The following is a 22,928-nucleotide window of genomic DNA, read 5'->3' on the forward strand; positions in this document are numbered from 1 at the left end:
CCATAGCGTTTGTTGATCGCCCTGATCCAGGTGACCGCGGTAATCGAATCCAGCCCCATGTCGATAAACTTCATGTCATCGTCCAGCGTTTCCGGGCTCATCAACAGCTCCCTGGCCAAGGTTTCCCTGAGCCATGCCAGCAGTTGATCGCCGTTTTCCTGAACCGTTCCCGTATCGATAGCTGTATTAATAGTGGGTGCCGGTTGCGGCTCATCCATCTGGGACAGCACAAATTCGGTAAACTGGGTCAAGGTCGGGGAACTGTAAACTTTGGTTGCGCCTATCGACAAACCAAACTGTTTATTGATCTTTCTGATCCAGGTGACGGCGGTAATCGAATCCAAGCCCATGTCGATAAAGGCTGTCTCATCATCGACCTGTTCCCGCTGCATTTGCAGCTCCTCGGCCAGACTTTGCCTCAGGCTCTCAAGCACCTGCTGCGGAGACTGCTGGCTACATGCCCGCGCGCCGATGTTTGACGCTTGAGCCGGCTGGTCTTGCGCGGCGGCCTCATTGAAATGCCGGTTGATGTTGTCAATGACGTCCTGATTGCCGACGAAGGTCTTGTCATGCATCGCCAGTTCCTTCGCAAAAACATCCGGCAAGCGCTGCCGGATCGACTCGCTGCGCAGGTTCTTTTGCCGCACAAGCTGGTCTCTGGTCGACAACGCCAGATGGTTAGCCAATGCCAGCGCATAATCGAATACCTCGCTACGGGGCATGACCGGCATGGCAATGCCCCGTCGCTTTAATTCACGGCCCTGAAATTCCCTGGCGGTCAGTAAAACTTCCCGGCTTAAATCGTGGCCCAGCCGCTCCGGGAAGATCAGCGTCGAACCCGCGCCCGGCGTAAAGCCGTACAGCATATACGGACTCTGGTAGACGCTTTCTTCGCTGTAAGCCGCCCAATCGCAGAACAGCCCCATCGCCCATCCGGCGCCGATCGCGTGTCCCTGCATCGCCGCAATCACCGGAATCTCGCAGGCCAACGGCATGCTGTAACTCTGCTCGTCGGTAAACCGGGCGCTGCCGTTCTGGATCGCCAGCAAGCCCTGCTTGGTGCCGCCGCAGGCAAAATAATTGTCATAGCCGGTCAGCACCACCGCCTTGTAGTCAGGCGTGTTATTGATATGATCAAAGGCCGCAATGACGCCGCTGACAAACTCGGGTGAAAAGGTGTTTTTGCTGGCTCGGTCGCACAGATTCATTACCACTACGCCGTTGCGGTACTTTTGCAGCGTAACCACCTCAGAATCGAGGGCTACCGGCTCCGGCGTTTCCGCACCGGCAGTTGCGCGGCCCGGAGACCAGACGAAGCCAGCATCTAGCCTACCCGTATCGATTGGCTCCGACATGCTGCTCGCAACCACAGGCGTGAACGGAGCGGCAAGGTTTTCAGTCAACTGTCTGACCCGTGAGGACAAATGTTTTTTCAGTTCAGCCGACGCCGTGCCGGATATCTCCGCGATGCTGCGGGCTGTTTCCAGCGCATAGTCATCAATCTCCGCCTGCCCGACGACCGGCATCGTCAGTCCGGCCTGCCTTAATGAAGCTCCGCTCAATTGGCCTGGGACCGATACTATTTTGCCCGCGCAAGCTCCGCCGAAACGTTCGGTAAAAAGCCGGTATTCCTGCCCGGAAACAACAGGCGAATAAAAGCTGTACGACCCTTCCGTGCTACAGATCATGACCTCGCTGGCGGCAGCCATCAGCATCGCGTTGTAGCTGTTTTTACCGATCAGTACGGCGATCACAGGAACGACACAACCGGCTATGGACGAAGCCGCGTTGCTGATCGAACGCGTTGCCGCCGAGTCATCTTCAGCGGCAAAAAGTTGGCCCAGCCCGGTCAGCAACAGCGTTTTTGCCGGAGCGCCAGACCCTGACTTATCTTCGGCCAGCGCGTTCACCCATTGCAGACATTCGATCAGCCCTGCGCAAGCGCTGTCTATCGCAATCGGCTGTCCGTCCGCGTTATCAGGCTTAACGGCAAAAATACCGTCACCATAATCGTAAAGGGTAATGCCGGGATTATCGCCGGTGGAGGCTATCGTATTAAAAGTGCCGGAGGCTGAACCATAACTTTGCAATGGTTTAAGACTAATTTGCTTCATTGCGCTTTGAACCTGGAATGTTGTCGGACACGAGGTTGGTTGCAGCAGTGAAATGCCATTCGGCTTGGCCGGAACGGCGGAATCAGCGCAAGGCTGCTGTGCAGGAGCCTCCGATCTGCCGACTGTAACGGGTCCTATAGCTGAGAGTGGTGCCGCCGGCATAGACAGAGTGTTATCTGGTCGCGGCGCTAATGCTGTTGACTTAAGGGTACGTACTCCTTCTCCCTCTGGAGAGGGCTTTGTAGTGCTTAAGACCACAGCATTAGACCGTAGCGCTGGAGCACTGGTAACGTCAACGATCTTCTGCGGTGTCCTCTCTATTTCAACCAACGGCAACCAATAACGGGTCGCCGCGAAAGGATAGGTCGGCAGACTAATCCGCCGGGGGACGTGCTGCCCCTGATAAAGCCCTGCCCAATCGATGTCCATGCCTTTAGTCCAGAGATTCAGCAACCTGGAATACTTACGCTGCCTGAACCAGGTATCCACCGTTTGCTGCATCGATTCATCGCCGGCAAACGCCGCAATCAGTTCCTTGTGGCGCTTGACCTGTCCCTGATAAAGATCCTCCACCTCGTCCTGACCGCCGATATAGGCTCTGAGTTTTTCCTGCAATTGGACCAGCGAATGCGCGACCAGCGCCAGACGCTCATCCATCTGCTCGCGGCCGACCTGGAGCGTGTAGGCCAAATCCGCCAACTCTAGCTCGTCACCATCGGCGATACGCCGACCGATAAAGTCATGCAGCCTGCCCGCATAGGCTTTAAGCCGTTCCTCGTTTTTGGCGGACAGCACAACAACGCAGCCCTGCCCGGCGTCTGGCGGCAGGCGTTCCGGTTGCCGGTATTCTTCGACCAGCACATGGGCGTTGGCCCCGCCTGCGCCGAACGCGGATATGCCGGCTATGCGCGGAAATTCCTTTAGCTCGCCCTGATGCTCCAGCAGCGGACGTTGCCAGTCCGCCAGTGTTTGCTGGACAACAAACGGGGTTTTGTCAAAATCGATATTCGGGTTCAATTCAGCCGCATGCAGGCTGGGCGCAAGCTGTCCATGACGCAGCTGCAGAATGACCTTGATAAACCCGGCGATTCCGGCCGCAGCCTCCAGATGGCCGACATTGGCTTTCGCAGAACCCAGCGCGCAAAAGCCGGTATCCTGCGTAGTGTGCCGGAAGGCCTGGGTCAGTCCCGATACTTCAATCGGGTCGCCTAGCTCTGTACCGGTGCCGTGCGCTTCAATATAGCTGACCGCGCGCGCATTAACGCCCGCTTTTTGCAGCGTATCCCTGACCAGTTCGGCCTGGGCTTGCGGATTGGGCACGGTATAGCCGTTGGTTTTGCCGCCATGATTGACATGGGTTGCGCGTATCGTTGCATAAATCCGGTCGTTATCCGCTATCGCCTGAGACAAGGGCTTCAGCAAAACCGCGCCCGAACCTTCGCCCGGCACAAAACCGTTGCCGCCTTTGCCGAAGCTTCTGCAAACGCCGTCTTTGGATAACATGCGCGATGCGCTGAGGCCGACATAGCCGGACGGGTGCAGATAAATATTCACGCCGCCGGCAATCGCCAACCGGCATTCGCCGCTGCGCAGGCTTTGACAGGCTTGATGAATGGCGGTCAACGAGGACGAGCACATGGTATCCACCGGCACACTCGGCCCGCGCGCATTCAGGAAATAGGACACGCGGTTGGCCGCCGAGCTGAACGAGGTATGCGGGTAGACGGTCTGGCCTTGCCGCCACAACTCGGGCCCGAACAAATCGAAACCGGTTCGGGTAATACCGGCAAAAACGCCGACCTGTTGCTTAAAATCGTTGACCAGACGCTCGCGGGTGTAACCGGCATCTTCCAGCGTCTCCCAGGCGGTTTGCAGGAATAGCCGCTCTTGCGGATCGATGGCGATGGCTTCTTTCGGCGAAATATTGAAAAACAACGGATCGAAATCGGTCACGTTATCCAGAAATCCGCCCCACTTGCTGTAGCTTTTGCCCTGCTCGACCGCCTGATCCGGGTCGGCATCAAAAAAGTCCTGCATCGGCCAACGATCAGAGGGAACTTCCCGGATACAATCTTGCCCGGACTTTAGTATTTGCCAATAGTCATCGATAGTATCCGCCTGCGGAAAGTGGCAGCTCATGCCGATAACGGCTATCGCGTCCGGCTCGGCATCCGGTTTGTTATCGGATCTGTAAAGCTGCGCCTTATCATCGCACCCGGCGGTTTTTTCCGCACTCGCCTGAACCTGAGGCCGCGAAGGTTCCGATGCGGCGGATTGAGCCTGCAAGCCGGTCAGCTGGATTAACTGGTTTTTGTTGTTGTTAATAAAATAATCGCTCAGCGCGTCGATGGTCTGGCATTCAAATAACAGCGTGCTGCGGACATCGGGAAATATTTCCCGCAAGGAGTTGGTAATCTGCACCACAAGAATCGAATCGATGCCGTAGGTTTCCAACGGTTCCAGCGCATCAATGTCCTGACTGTTCATTCTAAGGGTCTTGGCGGCCAGTTTTTTCAACTGAAAATTGCTTGCCTCTTTTAGCCCCTCATCAGAGTTGATAACGGCGGGGTGCGAAAGTTCATCCGCAGAGCTCGGCTGCACAAGCGGGGCTGGATTGACCGGCGGTTTTTGCAGCGTTTTTTGCTGCCGGACAACACCATCGCTTTCCGCAACAATCACCTGCTGACCGAGTACATGCGTATCCGGCGCCGGAAACAGCACAGAGCCAAATCCTTCCTGCCCCAGAACCCGCTTCCAGGTTTCAGGATACAATCCGGGCGCATCGGGAATGCGCAGCGGCTGGTCTTCCGACAGCCACCATCCTTCCAGCAAGCCGAACGTCAGGTGCGCAAACAGCGACTTGCCGCTGATTTCATTCAGCAGCAACAGGCCGTTTTTGCGTAACGCCGCTTTGGCGTTCGACAGTGTCTGCCGAATATTGCGCGTGGCATGCAACACATTGGTGGCTATCACCAGATCGTAGTGCTGCGCGGCTATGTCCTGGCCGGCAAGCGGCTTTTCGACATCGAACAGTTTCGGGCGAACATACGGATAGTCCTTAACAAACTGTTCTTCGGCATGAAACAAAAACGCCTTGGACACATCGGTATAGGCATACTCCGCAATATGCTGCCGATACGGCTCCAATAGCGGCAGGAGCGTCGCGGTGCTGCCGCCCGCCCCTGCGCCGATTTCCAGGATGTGCAACTGCGCATCCGGATCTTTTTGCAAGCGGATCTCGACAGCGGCAACCAGCGATTCGGCCAGGATACGGTTGAAATAATCGGCAACCGCGTTGTTCCGGTAAATGCCTTCCACGCGCCGCATCGACGAGTCGGGAAACAGAATATCGGTGGCGCGGCTGCGGCCGGACAGAATATCCGGCAGCGCCCTTAAACAGGCTTCCGCCAGCTCGACCGCAGCGCTTAAGTCGGCATTAGCAAAATCTCGCTTGGCTTTTTCCCATGCCTGCCAGTGTTGCTCGGGATTGCCCGATGCGACCCGGCTAAACCCCTGTTCGGCTAGTGTTTTCCGGCTTGCCTCCAGCCACTGACTGTAAAAACCGTGCGGACTTTCGCCGGATTCATCAAACAGACCCAGCGACTGTAGCGTACCGGCAAACAACGGCAATAACTGCGCTTCCAATTCCGCGTTGTTGAAAATACTTAACGGTTTAAGCGTTTCAACCCGCTTGTTCAGTTCTTCCGAAACCGGCGGAATCAGGTCAATGCATCGGGGAGCGGTATCCGCGTAGATACTCAGGTTTTGATCCGGGTCGATCATTGGCAATACATCGAGCCGTGAAGTTTTCAGCAGCGCCAGCTGGTTTATCGGTGCGGTCAGCAGCCCTTGCAGCACGGACATGGCCTCGTCCGGTTGTATCGGAATAATGCCGCTGAGTTGCAGACGGATTTTCGTGGCCGCGGAAATGGCATCGCCGGTGCCAATATCCCAATGCCCCCAGTTAATGACTTTAACCGCGCAAGTCCGTTGTTTGGCCAGATGCAATGCAAATGCATCTTCAAATGCCCCGCCAGCGGCATAACCGCTGAGGCCGCCGTTTTTCTCCAGCGCCACGACGGAGGAAAAATACAGCATGAAATCCAGCGCTTCATGTTCAAACACCTGCGCCAGGTTCACGCTGATGTCGATTTTGGCCGAAAGAATGTCCCGGAACCGCTGTTCGTCCATCTCGACCAGACTGTGATCGAACAGCCCTACCGCCGAATGGATCACACCATGAACGACCGGCCAGCGTTGCTTGATTATTGCATAGGCCGCCTGTAGCGACTCAGGATTCGACGCGTCTGCAACCACATAAACCGGCGCAGGGCCTAGCTCGGCCAGCGCATCCAGCTTTGCCTGAATCGCCGCGTCCGGCCGGCGTCTGCCTACCCAGATAACCTGCGCCTGATAATGCTGAATCACATGACGCGTCCACGCCTCACCGATGCCGCCACTGCCTCCGATCACCACATAAACGCCGCGCTGCCGATAAGCGGGTGTCGATTCCGGCAGTTTTTCGACCGGACTCAGGAAACGCTTGAACCACTGGCCGCCGCGAAAAGCCAGCACATCGCCCTGCCGGTCAGCCGGTAAACTCATCAATTCATGCACAGGCCAATCCAGATGATTTTCCATATCCAGCGCCCGAATCGACCAGCGGGGATATTCCTTCGCCAGCGCGCCGGCCAAGCCATGCACACCCGCATGAGCGGGATCCGTCACATCTTCGTTAAATACCGCTTGCGTCCGGCAGGTTATCACCGTCCAGTTCAGATCCCTATTGCCGTACGACAGGGCCAGCAAGGCCTTGACCAGTTTAAAAACATGCAGCAGACCGGAGTTTTGCTGCTCGATCAGCCCCGATTCCTCGTCCGGCTTTGGTGCTATCCAGATAATATGATCCAGATTGCCAAGCTGCCGGAGTCGATGACTTAATGACTCGATGGTGACGGCAGGATCGATGGCTATCGATTGCGCGGCCGCATACACCGACCGTATGGCCTGCTGTTGCTGCAAGCTTCCGCCGATAATCAGCACGCCGTCATCATGGTTGGGAAACAAGCCTGTAGTTTTACTGTCGATAACCGGACGCCACAATGGAGCCAGCACGGTCGGACGCACTTCATCGTTTGCCAGATTAACCCCGGATTTAGCAACAACATTGCTTGCCAACGGCAACCCGGCATCCGGCAGCCAGTAGGTGTGCTTCGCAAACGGATAAGTGGGCGCGGCGATCCGTCGCGGCTGCCCGCTCTCGTACAGCAACGACCAGTCCACTTCAACGCCGGACAGCCAAAGCAAGGCAATTCTGTCCCAGTCGCGTTGCGCGGCCAGCGAACGGATAAACGCCTGCCCTGCCTCGCCTTCGGTCAGTTCTTTGAATTGGGCAGGAGCGGTTTTACTATTGACGACCTGGCTATGGCTCTCCTGATTTGAGCAGAATTCGGCCAGTTTGCCGAGCAAGTCCTGACGGTCCCTAATCACCAGCGCCAGACGCTCTTCCATGGCCTGACGGCCTATCTGCAAGGTATAAACCAGATCGTCCAGCGATACCGCCCTGCTGCTATCATCACTTAGCCAGCCGATATATTTTTGCGCATAAACTTGCAATTGCGGCCTCGTCTTGGCCGACAACACAAACACCAATGGCCCGTCCGCTTCGTCGGCAGCTGTGTCGACATCCGATGGATACTCCGCCAGAACCGCATGCGCATTGGCGCCGCCGGAACCGAAACTGCTGACTGCGGCGATTCTCGGCTCGTAATCTGCCGGCTGCTCCCAAGACTGTAACCGGTCGACGACATATAAACCGGAATCGGACAACTGAATATGTTCATTAAGCTGATGGAAATACAAGGATGCAGGCAATTGCCTATGTTGCAGGCACAGCACCGTTTTTAATAATCCGGTGATTCCGGCCGCCGCCTCCAGATGTCCCAGATTGGTTTTTACCGAGCCCAGACCGCAGCTTTTTTCGGGCTGCATGCCGTACTCGGCAAAGGCTTGCTTCAGACCTTGAATTTCAATCGGATCACCCAGCGAAGTGCCGGTACCATGCGCTTCAATGTATCCCAATGAGCTTGGGTTGATTTCCGCAGACTGCCACGCGGTTTGCAGCAGCCGGGCTTGCCGCTCGGGGTTGGGAACGGTCAATCCGCCGGCCTGCCCGCCGTGGTTGCAGGCCGTGCCCTTAATGACGGCGTAGATTCTGTCGTGATCGGTCACGGCCGAGGCCAGCGGTTTCAACAGCAGCATGACCGCGCCTTCGCTGCGCACATAACCGTTGGCCTGTTGATCGAAGGTTTTGCAGCGGCCGTCTTTCGCCAGCATGCCGGCCTTGTAATAAGCGATACTGTTGGCCGGATGGCAAATCAGGTTAATACCGCCGACCAAGGCCTGCGACGATTCTCCTGCCTGTATCGACTGCACCGCCTTATGCACCGCCACCAGCGAACTGGAACAAGCAGTATCCAGCAACAGACTAGGGCCATGAAAATCGTAAAAATAGGAAATCCGGTTGGCCAACACCGCCATTGAGTTGCCGGTGCCATAATGCGCATCGACAGGGCCTCGGGACTGATCGAGAAGCCGGGCGTAATCGGAACCGCTGGCGCCGATAAAAACCCCGGTGTTGCTCCCTGCCAGCGAATCCGGCGCATACCCGGCGTGTTCTATCGCTTGCCAAGCAAGCTCCAGCAAGATGCGCTGCTGGGGATCCATGGATTCGGCTTCCGCAGGCGATATACGGAAAAAAGGCGCATCGAATGCCGCCACATTATCCAGAAAACCGCCTCGGTCAATGCCTTTGTGTTTGTCGACCGGATCGATTTCGTCCGGCCACTGCCAACGCCCTGCCGGTAACTCGCCAACGACTGAAACGCCGGCTTGCAAACACTGCCAAAAATCCTCGGGCGTGTCGATACCGCCCGGCAACCGGCAGGCCATGCCGACGATTGCGACATCCTGAGCCCTGACCGGATCATTTGGTTTTATCGCTGCTCGTGCTGTTGTCTGCCGTTCATCGCTTTTTTTGAAACCTTGATCCGGTGCAACACGCTCACAGAGATACCCGGCTATTTTATCGGTCGTGTTGTACTGAAAGAAAAAAGCCGGGGTTAGCGGCAATTGATATTTGAATGCGATTTTCTCGTTCAGCTCAAGCAGGTCGGCGGAATCCAGTCCCATCTCCATCAACGGCCTGTCGAAGGAAAACGCTGATTTCCGTTGCTCACCCAGACAATCGCTAACCGCGTTTTGCAGATAGCTGCGAATTTCTGAACGCGTGAATTGCATATTTTTTGCTGGATCAAATCGCATGTCATTGCGGCTACGATGATGGATATCGTAGCTAACCAATACGCCGCAGCCTTCATTTTTGTAATCGAGGGGCCTGTAGCCCGGCATCAGCCGTTCAATTGCCGCTCCATGCAATTCATGAAAGCGCAAAATCGGATCCGCCAGCACGCCTTGCTCGTTACGCTGCCGAATATAGTCCTCAATCACAACCCCTGCGGTGCTGTCGAAGTTTTTGCACAGCGTAATCGCCACCACGGCTTGCACGTCTTTTTGCAGACTGCGGTAGATCAGCATAAATTCCAGCAGCTGATCGCCCAGATTTTGCTGCTGCATGTCCGGCAGGATATTAACCGCCAGCAGTTGCACAACCCTTGTCGCCGAATTGTGCAGCGAGTCGACCTGCGCAACCGTTATGCCGTTTAACGCGTCTGTACTCTCGATACGCTGGGAATAAATGACGCCGACAACAGCATCATCAATAACCAGCACCAACTGACCTTGCGGGTAGCTGCGTATTCTTTGCTTTAAAACAGCGTCAGGGGTGCGTAGCTGTTCAGCCCAGCAACGTTCCTCCAGCAACAGCAATGCAGGCAGATCATCGGTTTGTGCAGTTCGAATACAATATTCCCTGCGTTCAAGATGCTTTAATAAGTACTGATTGCAGGATGCGTTGTCGGAAAAATGTTCTGGCGGTTGCTGAGAAGGTACCAGCCCGGTGGCTGAGGCTGCCAGCAAACAGTCAATCGGTGCGATGGCTGAATGCCGTAATAACCGACTGACGTCATGTTCAACAGTAGGCGCGGCTATGCCGGTCGAAGAAAGGTAATCGACAAACCGCGTCTGGCCGCGCCTTGCCATTTCAATTGAGCACTGTTTAAACAGCCCTGATAAGTTGTGCGTCATGGTCTGTTCAGAGTTTTCTCTGATCGATGGTGGTTATCATATAAACAGCATTCTTTTATTTTTATGCACAATCAACATTCGGAATCCGGCCGAAGCTAATTATTCTGGTTTGAATAAGACGTTACACGAAACAGCCAAAACACTCAAGATGCATAGGGTATAATTGGGGAAAATATCCATCTTAAAATGGCTCGGCGCAGACTTTTCCGCACAAGCTAAAGCGCTTGGTTGCAATGAGTTAAATTATTTTTTCGCACTTACAAATAAACAGGTACCCATCACAGCGTTAGCATTGTAATAAGTCCACAAAGTATCAGTCAGTTCGATAATATCAATATCGCCCGAATAGAATTTCTCGTGAATCCTGTTAATCGCACGCAAAAAATGAGCTGCCCACACATCTTTGCTCTTATCAATAATCTCTATAGCGCTAAACCCGGCAGCTGACAGTAGTTGGTAATACTCTTCGATAGTTTCAATATGATTATCGGAGCTGGGATACATAGGAAGCTGCGAGAATCTTTCCCTAGAGGTCAAAAGAATATCCGACAAAACCAGATAACCACCTGTTTTTAATACTCGGAAGGACTCTTCAAAAAATTTCTGCCTTGTTTCGAAATGCATCGCAGCCTCAATGCACAAAATACTGTCAAAAAAATCGTTATCAAATGCCATATCGACTGCATTCATAACTTGCGCATTACAGCCGGGCGCATTTTTTCGGGTTGATTCAATCTGTTTTTCCGATATATTGGTGGCCCAAATATTCTCAGCCGGGTAATGATTCAGCAAACGACGGGTCGATGCCCCCATCCCGCATGCCACATCCAGAATTCGCCCTGATTTTTCAGGTATAAAAGCGAGCAAAGCATCCTGCAATCTTTCAGATGCCTGATCCTGAGAAAGAGTCGTCTCGTCCCAGTATCCTATATTCCTATATTGGGTATCTCCATGAAGAATCCCCATCATTCCTTCACAATCATAAAATATTTTGTCATAGTGATCGTTAACTAATTCAGCAAGCTTTTCCTTATCGGCCTGGTAGTTAGCAGTGATGCCCTCATTTTCGATTAACCCTGTTTCCAAACCCGCATCATCCGACACAAGACCACTATTTCCAGAATCAAATTTGAAGCTTTTAACCAGCTTGGCTATATCATCGGGCACATAGCCGATCAAATCGATCTGGGCGGAGATACTGTCGAATAATCGTTTTTTTAGCTGTTCTTTCAAGTCGATTTGATTTGCGGTCATTATTAAAAGCCTGTTAAAAACAACAACTAATTTATTTTAGTCAGTCGTGTTAATTTGATTTGATACCCGATATAACGCTAACATACTCACTACTAAATCGGATAAAGTCAAGCTGCGCCATAAAGCCGGTAGCAGTATATAAAAAGCGTTCATGCAAAGAACGATGGACACCACGATAAATCAGGGGATGGGTATGCAAAACTTTCTGAACACGCAATATTTTAATGATTACTTTAACAACGGCTATATCGATACCGGCGTTTCCTTGCCTGCCGGGCTACTTGAGGAAATGAAGAATCATTACAAGAATGTCGCAGAAGCCCGTAACGATTATCCCCAGTATTTCAGCAAAAACGAGCACCAGGCTTATCTTGAAGGGAAAGTAACCGGCTCTTTGTTCGCCCTGTTCCCCGGACTGGCCAACAAGATGGTCACGAAGCTATACGACAAGTCTTATAACAAAGCCATTCATCTTGAGCAGGCATTTATTGAACAGATTTGTTCGCACCTATTGCAACAGAATTTCCAGCGCTTTTTTAAGACCCGGTTTATTGTTGCCTCCTACGATATTTATCTGGGCAATGACCATAATCATCGATCGTTTATAGACGTTCACTCCGATATACCAAACTTTCATCACTTTTATGAAACCGAGAACGATTTAACGATATACGTCCCGCTTATTGATGTTAACGAACAGAACGGCGGCCGCTTAGCCATTCTGCCGGAGTCCAAAGGTAAATTAAAAATTCCGGGGAATGTGTTATTAAAACTATTCGAGGAATCATTTTTAAGCAACCCCGACTATCTTGATGAAAACGGCTATATCGACAGCGATAAAATTGACGACAAAGCAATGAAAGACTTTATCAACGGTGAGCCATACAAGGCATTAATGGGTAATTACAAAATCAGCACCGATTTTGCCAAAGATTATTATATGGACGAGTTTATTAAAAATGACTGGAAAGCAGGCCAAGTTGTTTTATTTAACAACAAAATTTTCCATGCGGCCGAGAGCTGGCGCAATCCCGACTACAACCGGGAAATCTATATGATCCGGTTGCTCCCGGTCTACGACAGCAAAATTCGATTGAAAAAAACCTTGCATGGCAGCCAGTTCAACAAGTATCTGATCGACACACAAGCGGGCACCATTGAGCTTCATCAACACGGCGTGGATTTAAGCAAAATTCCGCAGCAGGAAAAGCTAAAACTCAGGGTTTAACGCTGTGGCATGGCGTTACAAAAAATATCTGTAACCGGCGATTCATGTAGTCGGCAGACGCCTGCATTAGATGTTCGCCAATGACATCGACGTGACGATTCTGCCAATCCTGCAATGACGTACCCTGAACCCATTGGTTAAATGCGCCCAGGGCCGGGCCGGTATGCACCTGATAATCCACGCGCTGATCTTTGCTGCCTTCCAGTGCAAGACGCATGGTGTGGACAAAATACCAGCGAAAAATTAACGCCATCATTGCCTTTGGGCTGCGTTCCGCTTTATTAATTTCCGCGGGAAACTCCTGCATGTAATACCCTTTAGTTTCCCGATAGACCTCGTCAAAACTGCGCTTGAAATACTTATCCTGTATTTCTTTACGAATTGAAGCGTCTATATGCTCCAGCGAACCGTAATTTCGCCAAAGATCATAGAGTTTATTGGCCCTTGCAGGAAAAAAAACGCTTTTCTTCATCACCTGAACCTTTGCGCCCAGCTCAAACATATCACCGGCTGGGGCATAGGCGGTATCTTGAATATTGATCCCTTGCAGCATGTCCTTGACCGTATCGCTGGTCCCGGCCTCCACGGTGCATTGGTTAATCGAGCCGGTAACAATAAAATCGGCACCCAGCATAAAAGCGCATGCTGCCGACTCGGGGGTGCCGATGCCCCCGGCGGCGCCTATCCTGACTGTTTTTTGATACTGATAGTGTTGTTGGAGACTGTCGCGCAAGCGAATAATGGTGGGCAGCAGAACCGATGCAACCCCCATATCGGTATGTCCGCCGGAATCGGATTCAACGCAGAGATCGGAAGCCACCGGCAACTGCCCAGACAAGGCTGCCTCCTGCTCCGAAATCTGGCCTTCTTCCAGCAACCGGCTGACGACCTGTTCCGGCGCCGGAGTCAAAAAAAGCTGCGCCACCTCGGGCCGTGAAACTTTGGCGATCACATTGTTCGGCACAATCAAGCTTCCCTGGGCATCAGCGCGGATCCCATTTAAGCGAAACTTGACCAGTGCGGGGGTAATCTGCATATAGGCGGATGCCTCAAGATTATGGATACCGTAACGCAAAAACAGGTCCACCGTGTCCATTTCCTGTTTTGGCCGGGACAGATTGGCTAGCAGATTCATCCCGTATGCTTCGCCATGACACAATATCTCCTGGATATGCACAATTGCAGCTTCAATCATCTGCAACGGCATGCCGCCAGTGCCATAAAAGCCAAGATAACCGGCTTGGCCCATCCGAACCACCAGCTCTTTCGAAGCAATAGCCTTGGCCATTGCACCAGCCACATACGCATAACGCAGTCCGTAATCCTGTTTAAATTGCTCGGAACCTAATTTTTCAGCAGTAATCATAGCGCTACATTAATCCTGTTTTTGATGGCAGGTCAATCGAGAAAAAAATTAAGAACGATAATTTGTAATACGCCAAAACAACCTTGATGCGGCGCAATCATTATGCTAGTCTCTGCAAAACAATAACAATCAAGAGGGATCATACTGTGACATCGACACAACAAACCGAATCAATCGTACCCCAAGCTGAAGAGGCTCACATTACCCGCGAACAGGCCGCTAACCTTGTTATCAGCAAGTACACCGGCTGGGCCGCTGGATCAGGGGCAATTCCTTTCCCTTTCTGGGATGTAGCGGCAATCGCCGCGGTTGAAATAAAAATGGTCAATGAGCTGTTGGATATCTACGATAAACCTTTTTCCGAATCCAAAACCCGCTCAATTATAACCATCCTGATCGGCAGCCTTTCGCCTCAACTATTGGTCGGAGTAACAGCAGCCACGCTGTTCAAAGTAGTACCGGGCGTAGGCCATGTACTGGCGGCCTTAAGCATGCCCATGCTTGCAGGCGCATCCGCCTACGCCGTTGGTCAAGTCATGTTGAATCACCTGCAAAATGGCGGCGACCTGTTTAATTTTGACCCCAAAGCTAAAATAGGCGATTTCAAAGCCGCTTTTGAAGAAGGCAAGAAAAAAACCGATCAGTCGGCTGCATAATTTTTTAGTTGCACTCTAAGTGCAAAAAACTTTCGTTTAATAACGAGACCCAAACATGCCTTTTTTTTATTTTTTAATCTACCTGGTTTTATGCGCGTTTATCGGCCTAGTTGGGAAGAAACAGCCGTTAGGATTTAACGGCCTGTTTCTGCTTTCATTTTTCCTGTCCCCAGTCGTCGGCATTCTTCTGCTTATTTTGCTTTCGGCTTTCACAGCCGAACGTTCCCAATCGAAATAAATCTTTACCGGACAGCAAAATACAAATTTCAACCCAGTGAATCTAATTCGTATTTTTCTGAATGAAACCGATGCCCCAAAAGGAAAAATCGCGTTTTATTCAATCTTGGCCGGGCTAAGCAACGTTTTACTTCTGGCAATTCTCAACACCTCGGCTGAACACGCATCAAATAGTGAATTCAGACTGATGGGCGTGGTGTTTTTTGCGCTGTGCCTGCTTATTTACATACTATCCCAAAAGTATGTATGGGGAATTGGAACAAAGCTTGGCGAGGGCCTAATAGAATCCATCCGTATCAGGATATTTAATAAGATTTCCGGCTGTAATTTTGAGAATCTTGAAAAAATCGGTCAGGCGGAGCTCTATACTGCCATCAACCAGCACACCTATACCCTGTCGCTGTCCTCTCTGCCGATTATTGTTTCGCTACAAAGCCTGGTCATCATTACCTTTACCACACTGTATCTGGCCTACCTGTCGTTGCCTGCTTTTGGTCTGACGTTAATATTTATTTCAATCGCCGCCTGGATGTCTTACAAAAGAAGCCAGAAAACCAATAAAGTTCTTGATCTTGCCATTGCCAGCGAGCAAAACGTTTACTATTCGCTATCCGACTTACTGGAAGGTTTCAAAGAAATAAAACTGAATCATGACCGCGAGCAAGACTTGCTCCATACTGCTGGCGTACTGGCCGGACAGGCGAAAGACAACCGGATTCGCGCTAATCTGGATATGGCGATCAACTTTATCACTATACAGAGTTCATTTTACTTTTTAATAGCCGTACTGGTTTTTCTGGTTCCGCAGTTGAGCATTGCCGCTTACCCTGACACGGTTATTAAAATCGTCACCGCCGGACTGTTTTTAATGGGACCGGTAAGCAATGTTTTTGCATGGATGCCGACTTTTACCAATGCAGAAAAATCCTTGTCGCTTATTTTCAAAACGGAAGCGTTACTGGACAAGCATCAGGAACTGCTAAAAAAGGACTGCGCCCTGTTTCCTTCGTTTGAAAAGCTGTCACTGCAAAAAATTCGTCATCAATATCGCGACGAGTTCGATGCCATCAACTTTTCAACCGGCCCGATCGATTTGCAAGTCCGGCATAATGAAATCCTGTTTCTTACCGGCGGCAACGGCTCCGGCAAGTCCACTCTGATCAAGCTTTTGCTCGGCCTATATCAACCGTGCGACGGGCAAATACGCCTGAACGATACGCTGATCTCGGCAGCCAACATATTCGCATACCGAAACATGTTTACCGCAATTCTTGCCGATTATCACCTGTTCTCACGCACCTACGGTATTCGTGAAATTGATCAACAGCGCGTAGATAATTTACTCAAACGCATGGGTTTAAAAGAAAAAACCGGCTTAATTAATGGCGAGTTCGATACGCTGAATCTGTCTACCGGCCAGAAAAAGCGTCTTGCGCTGATCATTTCTATACTCGAGGACAGGCCGGTGATGGTTTTTGACGAGTGGGCAGCGGACCAGGACCCCCAATTCCGCAAGATTTTTTACCATGAAATCCTGCCCGAACTAAAAGCGAACGGTAAAACCATTATTGCCGTTACCCACGATGAAAAGTACTTCGACTGCTGCGACCGGCATTTCCATATGGAGGAAGGCTTGATCTCCGAAGTAACCCATTCCAGGACTAAATAGACCATGCTTAACAAATTAAATAACTGGCTTGAAGCTCATCGCCTTGAAATAGCAATTGTTCTGCTATTATCCGCGCTGCTGTTTCTGTCTGCCTTGCCGATGATGCTGATCAGTATCGATTCAGGATATAAAGGTGTTTTGTGGCGGCGTTTTTTCGGCGGCACAGAAATGGAACACAGCTATAGTGAAGGCACGACACTGATCTTCCCGTGGGATAAAATGGCACTCTATAGCACACGGCAACAACGAGAAACCGTTGTGTTCAATACCCTCAGCAAAAACGGCCTTAGCGTATTGGTTGAAGCCTCCATTCGTTTTCGGCCTTTAGAAGAGCACCTGCCCGAACTACACCGCTATATCGGCCCGGACTATGTCAATATATTGCTGATACCGGAAATGGGCAGTCATGTGCGTAACGTTATCGGCCAATATGAACCGGAAGAACTTTACTCGATAAAGCGAACATTGATTGAAGAACACATTCAACAAAGTATCCGCAACGGGCTCGACACCACAAACGCAAAAAAATCAGTTGGGAATTATGTCTTCGTTGATGAAATTTTAATTCGCGACATCACGCTTCCTGAAACTGTACGCGATTCGATTGAACAGAAAGAACAGGCCAAACAGGTGGCGTTAACCTATGAATTCAGGCTGCTGGGTGAAGAAAAGGAAAAACAGCGCAAAAAGATTGAAGCCGAAGGCATCCGGGACTTCCAAAACACCATTACCGACGGCATATCCCAAAAATACCTGACCTGGCAAGGTATCAATGCAACGGTCGACCTGGCAAAGTCAAACAACTCCAAAGTCGTTATCATCGGCTCCGGCAAAAGCGGCCTGCCGATCATACTGGGCAGCGACTATACCGCCGGGCCGACAGATAAAGCGGATAAATCCGACAAAGCGGACGCGAATAAACAATAAGCGCTAGATCAAACCAGCGCTAGAAGCCTGCCACGAGCCGACTCGATGCTTTCATGGTCATTACCAAACGGCGTCATGACCGGCATAGTACGATTATGCCTACTTTCAGGCAGGTTGTATTTTGCCAATGCCGCCATATTCCCGGACGGCCCTATATCCAGATAAACCGCTTGAGGGTGGTTATGCTTAAATTGGGCCAATGCCTGCCCGAATTCAATCGGCTGCCGTATTACACGCCACCAGTACGCAGGCGAAAACCTTTCATTCCCGTCATTGCCGCCCGCAGACACAGCGCATGAAACAACCGGTATTTTAGCGGGACGATAAACGCTGCCTGCAAACATTTTGCCGAATGTTTCCCGAACCCCATCCACCAGCGAGGAATGAAAAGCCACGGAGACCGGCAAAAGCTGATGGGTAATATCCTGCTGCTTGAGATGCCCCGCAATTTGCAAAATATTACGTCTCAGCCCAGACACGACAAAACAGCGGTCAAAATTAATTCCAGCCAGCTCACAGCCCATTGCAAACACGGGATTGGTTTGAAAGCTGTCAATATCATCAAGAACAACCAGCATCGCACCGCCGTTGCAATGCGAATCGAATAACCGGGCCTGCTTGATAATATCAAACAGCATGACCTCCACCTCGGCAACATCAGCCAATGCAGCCGCCACAAACTCGCCCAGACTCGCGCCAAACAGATAATCCGGGGGCGGGAAATTCTCAGCCAGCAGCGTTTTAGCCAGCGAATACTGCACCATAAATAGCGCAGGGTGTGTGTACAAGGTTTGCTCAAAAGGCTGGCTTTTGGGCTGCTTTTCGTCATAGAGCATTTCAACAATCGACTGCCCGACATAATTAGCGGCGGCCTGATCCAGCCTGTCCATCCAGAATCTGAAAGTCTCGTTCGTGTTATAAAGCGCCCTGCCCATCTGAAAATACTGGGCGCCTTGCCCGGAAAACATCCAGACCATTGGCTTTAATTGTTCAGTTAGAAGCCCAGCCATTTTCAGCACAACCCTTTGACTGCTGTGACTAAATAATTGCCGGTTGTAGCGGCAAAAATGCCCGCACTGACGGACTTGCCGGATATGCTGAAGCGTAAGTTATCGGAGCAGTAAATTTCAATTTCGCGCATATCGATAAAATTATCCAGTTGGAATGACATAGCCTTTACTACCGACTCCTTGATACTGAATAATAACAGCGCCGGATCAACGGCAAGATTATATGCCGTTATACCGCTCAACTCATCGGCGTTGGCTATAAACATAGGCGCCAACTCGTCCATCCTGCCAACTCGCTGCGGCAATGAAACCAGGTCAATACCGATGCCGGCTTCGCTGTGCTCCTGCTCTTGCATTAGCACGACAGCGCAAAGTTCACCATCGTGACTGATGGTTCCTGAAACCGACCCAGGCCACAGCGGATTTCTTAATCTGCCGATTCCAACCGGCTGGTCCGGCAAGCCGAAAGACTGCAATCCTTGCCTGGACAGCCAGCGGCCAGTTGCAAACTCACGTTGGCGGCTACTGACCGCATTGGCAACCAGCGCTTGTTCTTCCGGCAGAATCGGATAATCCTGGATTTTGGCCGCCTTTACAAACGCCTGATTCGGAAACCATTGCCTCAAGTTATGCTCTATTTGCTCAATGTCCCGGCTTAACTGAGTGCTAATTCCAGAAAATGTCATTTATTTTTACCATGAAGCCCATGAAGGACTTGAAAACATTGTTGTATTGACTTCATGCGTGAAATTTTGACGGTTCATAAAACAAAACTTCTTAACCCTTGCTTCAATAGCTTTACATTAAAGTTGGTTAGGAAGCCTTGTTTAATGTTCGCCCGCTTCATATAGGTCAAAAGCTGTGCCTCGTGGATTCCTTCCAACTGTTCAACACTTTTTAATTCCAAAATAATTTCATTTTCAATTAACAAATCTAATCGATAACCACAATCCAAGTGAATGCCTTTGTATTTTACCGGCAAAGGATACTCGATTTTGAGTTCAATCTGATTAATACCAAGTTCATGGGCAAGACATTGCTGATAAGTAGATTCCAATAATCCAGGACCGAGTGTTTTATGAACTTCAATGACGCAACCAATCACCTTGTTCGACAAATCACTAAATTCTCTTCCCTTCATTGTCTTCATGCCCTTCATGGTAGAAAAATAAGTTATCCTTCAGCACCCGCTTAACTCAATCATGGCATCTGCATCCGGCTTAGCCTACCCATTCATATTGCCGGTAAAACTCTTTAATTTCCTTTAGAAAAATTCTTTTCGTTCCTTTACCAGCGGTATTGTCGATGATCGATTGCCAGACACCCGGCAGCAAGCCGGTATTCGGAACAACATTGCGGGTGCCGAACTTGACCTCGTTGCTGCCTTCCAGCAAGGTTTCGTATTCGCCCATGCTTAACTGATACCGGCTATCCAGATTTTTTTCCAGCTCCATGGCTCTAAGTTTCTGTTGGCCGGACGCCATTGCCACGCCGCTGTAAAATTCCGAACAGCAGCCGGAACCGTAGGAAAAACAGCCGATTCTCTTAGGAACGTCAAACACGCCCTGCTCAATGGTGCTGGCCAGAGAAACCAATACGGTTGCGCCCATAATATTGCCGACGCGCTGGCAATAAGTCAGCCCCGGCTGTACCCGCTGCTGAAAATCCTGATTGATTTCATCGCGTTTTATATCGGTGTGCTTGCGCATCATGTTACGGTGCGCGCCTTTTACCATGCCGCCGAATGGCGTATGAAAACACAGGTATTGAAATGTCGTCCGGTAATCGGTTCCGGTCACCCGCTTTTGGTACTCCTGAAAACTCTGGTCGCAACAATCCAGATACGACAACAGCGACAAATCGGCGTTACCCGCCTCGCTGTCGGGAATCGGCCTACAGGTATCCATCACTTCAAAACTGTAGTAACCGTTCGCACCGACATCCAGCTGGAATATCTCCGGCTTTTCGCTGACCAGCAATGCCATCGCGCCCGCGCCGCCGCTGGGTTCGAAAAACGCCCAGTCCATGGTCAAAGCATCACCGTCTTCAGTCACAAGAAAACGCGACAGATCCGTGGCAATCACCAGCGCCTTGGCTCCCGGCGAAGCCTGGGACAGAATAAAATTTACCGCCATTTGCAAACCGGCCGTACCCGAATAACAGGCCTGCTTCAGCTCAAACAACCGGCAATTGCGATTCAACCCCAGATAATGATGGATGTAGGTGCTCATTGACTTGCCGAAATCAATGCCCGACTCCGAGCAGGTAATCAGCAATTCAATACGGTCTTTTTCCGCTTCGGACAATTGGTCGATAACCGGTTTGGCGGCGTTAATCGCAAAGCTCACCGGATCTTCATAAGGCAGCGCGACCGATTTATGTTTCATCAGCAGGTTATCGAAGCGTGCGGTATCGAGTTGCCTGTAAGCCGCCAGTTCCATCACATCTACAAACGTACTGCCGCCATAAAGATTCATTGCTTCAATTCCAACCGGCGTCATGATTTTCCTCACTGGGTCATGCTTAAAAGTTCTGATTCTACATTGTTTTCAGATGGTTTTGGCGGAAATAACCGCCCGGAAAACGTCATTTATTTTTACCATGAAGCTCATGAAGGACTTGAAGAAATACGGTGTTGACTTCATGCGCGATATTGACAGTCTATAACAAATACGCAATTCGTCACTTATTCGACAAATTACTCAATGCTCTTCCCTTCATTGTCTTCATGTCCTTCATGGTAATAAAAAACAATTTTTAAGCCGTATGGATTTAATCACCCTCCCTTGAACCGACGCTTCAATTATAATGGCATTTACTCTAACACACGGACACACGCTGATGAGCAATGCAATAACTAAAACCGAGGTTTTTAACGTCGTCAAAAACAATATCCTGGACATACTGCCCAAGGTGCAGCCTGACATGGTTACTATCGAAAAATCCCTAAGCGATCTCGGCGCCAATTCCGTCGACAGAATGGAGGTGGTCACCCTATCCATGGAGGATCTGGGCGTTAAAATCCCTTTACTGAGTTTTGCCGGCGTGACCAATATCGAAGGCTTGGTCGATGTCTTATTCAACAATGCACAATGACGGAAAAAAAGCATTCGCCTAAATCCTCGCCATGCGTGCAAATCACCGGCATGGGGATCGTCTCGGCTATCGGCCATAATATAGCCGAGTTCACCCAGTCATTGGCCGACGGCAAATCGGGCGTCAGGCGGATAGCCCGAAGCACAACGCCGCCTTTAGCCGTCGCTATCAGCGCAGAAATTGACGGCTTCAATTTTGAGCAAATGCTCGGGCAGTTTTCAGATATGCCCGAACACCTGACTCAATCCGTGCTGCACGTTACACGACGCGCCCCGTTTACGATACAAACATCGGTTATTTCAGCCTTACAGGCCTGGAGGCAGGCCCGGCTGGATGACAAGCCCATTGAACCGGAGCGGATCGGGCTGGTTATCGCCGGACACAATACCACGCAGAATTACCAATACTCGCTCTGCTCCGATTTCCAACGCAACCCGGAATACCTGTCGCCGCGCTACGCATTGCAGTTTATGGACAGCAACCAGATCGGCGTATTGAGCGAAATATTCAATATCCGGGGGGAAGGTTTCGTAACCGGCGGGGCTTCAGCCTCCGGCAATGTCGGCGTCATCCACGGCGCCCGATTGATTCAGGCCGGACTGGTCGATGCCTGCGTTGTGGTCGGCGTGGCCGCCGATTTGTCGCCGATGGAGATTCAGGGGTTTTGTACGATCGGAGCCATGGGCGGCAAACAATTCCACGATCAGCCGGAAAAAGCCTGTCGGCCGTTCGATGCCTTGCACGAGGGTTTTATTTACGGCCAAGCCTCTGCCTGCCTGGTCCTGGAATCCGCTACCAGCGCCAACACCCGGAACGTGCCCGGCCTGGCAAACATATTGGGCGGCGCCATCAATCTTCATGCCACCGCCTCAGCGCAGCCCGACATCGACGGCGAGGCGAAAGCCATGAATGCCGCGTTACAACAAAGCGGCCTCGCCGCCAACGAAATCGACTATGTGAATACGCACGGCAGTTCGTCGCCCTTAGGCGATAAGGTCGAAATCCAGGCCATTGAACAGGTCTTTGGAGAACATTTCGCCCGTGTCCGACTAAACGCCACCAAGGGCTTGACCGGCCATTGCCTGTACTCGGCCGGTGTTGTCGAAATCATCGCCACGGTCGTGCAAATGCAGCAAGGATTCATCCATCCGAACATCAACCTGGAA

Annotated in this window: 13 protein-coding genes; 6 read left to right on the plus strand and 7 right to left on the minus strand. The window is 51.0% G+C overall.

Features of this window, described 5'->3' with window-relative positions; all coding sequences use genetic code 11:
* Positions 1 to 10,319 (minus strand): SDR family NAD(P)-dependent oxidoreductase (locus M0R47_RS18265; protein WP_292557455.1); only part of this gene is annotated, 10,319 nt, incomplete at its 3' end.
* Positions 10,320 to 10,562: 243 nt separating this feature from the next.
* Positions 10,563 to 11,573 (minus strand): class I SAM-dependent methyltransferase, encoded by a 1,011-nt coding sequence (locus M0R47_RS18270; protein WP_292557456.1) that lies wholly within the window; start codon positions 11,571 to 11,573, stop codon positions 10,563 to 10,565.
* A gap of 193 nt (positions 11,574 to 11,766) precedes the next feature.
* On the opposite strand from M0R47_RS18270, the gene M0R47_RS18275 reads away from it, so the two are divergent.
* The gene (locus M0R47_RS18275) at positions 11,767 to 12,801 is read left to right on the plus strand and encodes a phytanoyl-CoA dioxygenase family protein (protein WP_292557457.1); all 1,035 of its coding nucleotides are present in this window, start codon (positions 11,767 to 11,769) and stop codon (positions 12,799 to 12,801) included.
* Here the strand turns inward: M0R47_RS18275 and M0R47_RS18280 are convergent.
* Complete coding sequence (locus M0R47_RS18280) at positions 12,791 to 14,167, minus strand: PfaD family polyunsaturated fatty acid/polyketide biosynthesis protein (protein ID WP_292557458.1); 1,377 nt, start codon at positions 14,165 to 14,167, stop codon at positions 12,791 to 12,793. The two genes, M0R47_RS18275 and M0R47_RS18280, sit on opposite strands and share 11 nt — an antisense overlap.
* A gap of 146 nt (positions 14,168 to 14,313) precedes the next feature.
* Here M0R47_RS18280 and M0R47_RS18285 point away from each other — a divergent pair, with 146 nt between their 5' ends.
* From M0R47_RS18285 to M0R47_RS18295, 3 genes are all read left to right on the plus strand, one after another.
* Positions 14,314 to 14,823 carry a DUF697 domain-containing protein gene (locus tag M0R47_RS18285; RefSeq protein WP_292557460.1) on the plus strand — a complete coding sequence of 170 codons (510 nt, stop codon included), beginning with the start codon at positions 14,314 to 14,316 and terminating at the stop codon, positions 14,821 to 14,823.
* A gap of 274 nt (positions 14,824 to 15,097) precedes the next feature.
* Positions 15,098 to 16,729 carry a cyclic peptide export ABC transporter gene (locus tag M0R47_RS18290; RefSeq protein ID WP_292557462.1) on the plus strand — a complete coding sequence of 544 codons (1,632 nt, stop codon included), beginning with the start codon at positions 15,098 to 15,100 and terminating at the stop codon, positions 16,727 to 16,729.
* A 3-nt stretch (positions 16,730 to 16,732) separates the two neighbouring features.
* On the plus strand, positions 16,733 to 17,656 hold the full coding sequence (locus tag M0R47_RS18295; RefSeq protein ID WP_292557464.1) for a prohibitin family protein: 924 nt from the start codon (positions 16,733 to 16,735) through the stop codon (positions 17,654 to 17,656).
* A gap of 8 nt (positions 17,657 to 17,664) precedes the next feature.
* On the opposite strand, the gene M0R47_RS18300 is transcribed toward M0R47_RS18295, so the two are convergent.
* From M0R47_RS18300 to M0R47_RS18315, 4 genes are all read right to left on the minus strand, one after another.
* A complete protein-coding gene (locus M0R47_RS18300; protein WP_292557465.1) occupies positions 17,665 to 18,666 on the minus strand; it encodes an acyltransferase domain-containing protein in 1,002 nt (333 codons plus the stop codon).
* A 2-nt stretch (positions 18,667 to 18,668) separates the two neighbouring features.
* Positions 18,669 to 19,352: a 4'-phosphopantetheinyl transferase superfamily protein gene (locus M0R47_RS18305; RefSeq protein ID WP_292557467.1), complete on the minus strand. Its 684-nt coding sequence runs from the start codon at positions 19,350 to 19,352 to the stop codon at positions 18,669 to 18,671.
* Positions 19,353 to 19,426: 74 nt separating this feature from the next.
* On the minus strand, positions 19,427 to 19,816 hold the full coding sequence (locus tag M0R47_RS18310; protein WP_292557469.1) for a GxxExxY protein: 390 nt from the start codon (positions 19,814 to 19,816) through the stop codon (positions 19,427 to 19,429).
* 70 nt (positions 19,817 to 19,886) lie between these two features.
* Positions 19,887 to 21,167 carry a hydroxymethylglutaryl-CoA synthase family protein gene (locus tag M0R47_RS18315; RefSeq protein ID WP_292557470.1) on the minus strand — a complete coding sequence of 427 codons (1,281 nt, stop codon included), beginning with the start codon at positions 21,165 to 21,167 and terminating at the stop codon, positions 19,887 to 19,889.
* Between the two features lie 340 nt (positions 21,168 to 21,507).
* On the opposite strand from M0R47_RS18315, the gene M0R47_RS18320 reads away from it, so the two are divergent.
* Both M0R47_RS18320 and M0R47_RS18325 read left to right on the plus strand, forming a co-directional pair.
* Positions 21,508 to 21,762: a phosphopantetheine-binding protein gene (locus M0R47_RS18320; protein WP_292557472.1), complete on the plus strand. Its 255-nt coding sequence runs from the start codon at positions 21,508 to 21,510 to the stop codon at positions 21,760 to 21,762.
* A partial coding sequence (locus M0R47_RS18325; RefSeq protein WP_292557474.1) for a beta-ketoacyl synthase N-terminal-like domain-containing protein occupies positions 21,759 to 22,928 on the plus strand: 1,170 nt, incomplete at its 3' end. The genes M0R47_RS18320 and M0R47_RS18325, both read left to right, overlap by 4 nt.

The sequence above is a fragment of the Methylobacter sp. genome (assembly GCF_023227905.1).
Taxonomy (GTDB): domain Bacteria; phylum Pseudomonadota; class Gammaproteobacteria; order Methylococcales; family Methylomonadaceae; genus Methylobacter_A.

Coding starts and splice junctions, on each gene's coding strand:
- M0R47_RS18270 (WP_292557456.1), bottom strand. CDS start 11,573: ATGACCGCAAATCAAATCGACTTGAAAGAACAGCTAAAAAAACGATTA.
- M0R47_RS18275 (WP_292557457.1), top strand. CDS start 11,767: ATGCAAAACTTTCTGAACACGCAATATTTTAATGATTACTTTAACAAC.
- M0R47_RS18280 (WP_292557458.1), bottom strand. CDS start 14,167: ATGATTACTGCTGAAAAATTAGGTTCCGAGCAATTTAAACAGGATTAC.
- M0R47_RS18295 (WP_292557464.1), top strand. CDS start 16,733: ATGCTTAACAAATTAAATAACTGGCTTGAAGCTCATCGCCTTGAAATA.
- M0R47_RS18300 (WP_292557465.1), bottom strand. CDS start 18,666: ATGGCTGGGCTTCTAACTGAACAATTAAAGCCAATGGTCTGGATGTTT.
- M0R47_RS18305 (WP_292557467.1), bottom strand. CDS start 19,352: ATGACATTTTCTGGAATTAGCACTCAGTTAAGCCGGGACATTGAGCAA.
- M0R47_RS18310 (WP_292557469.1), bottom strand. CDS start 19,816: ATGAAGACAATGAAGGGAAGAGAATTTAGTGATTTGTCGAACAAGGTG.
- M0R47_RS18315 (WP_292557470.1), bottom strand. CDS start 21,167: ATGACGCCGGTTGGAATTGAAGCAATGAATCTTTATGGCGGCAGTACG.
- M0R47_RS18320 (WP_292557472.1), top strand. CDS start 21,508: ATGAGCAATGCAATAACTAAAACCGAGGTTTTTAACGTCGTCAAAAAC.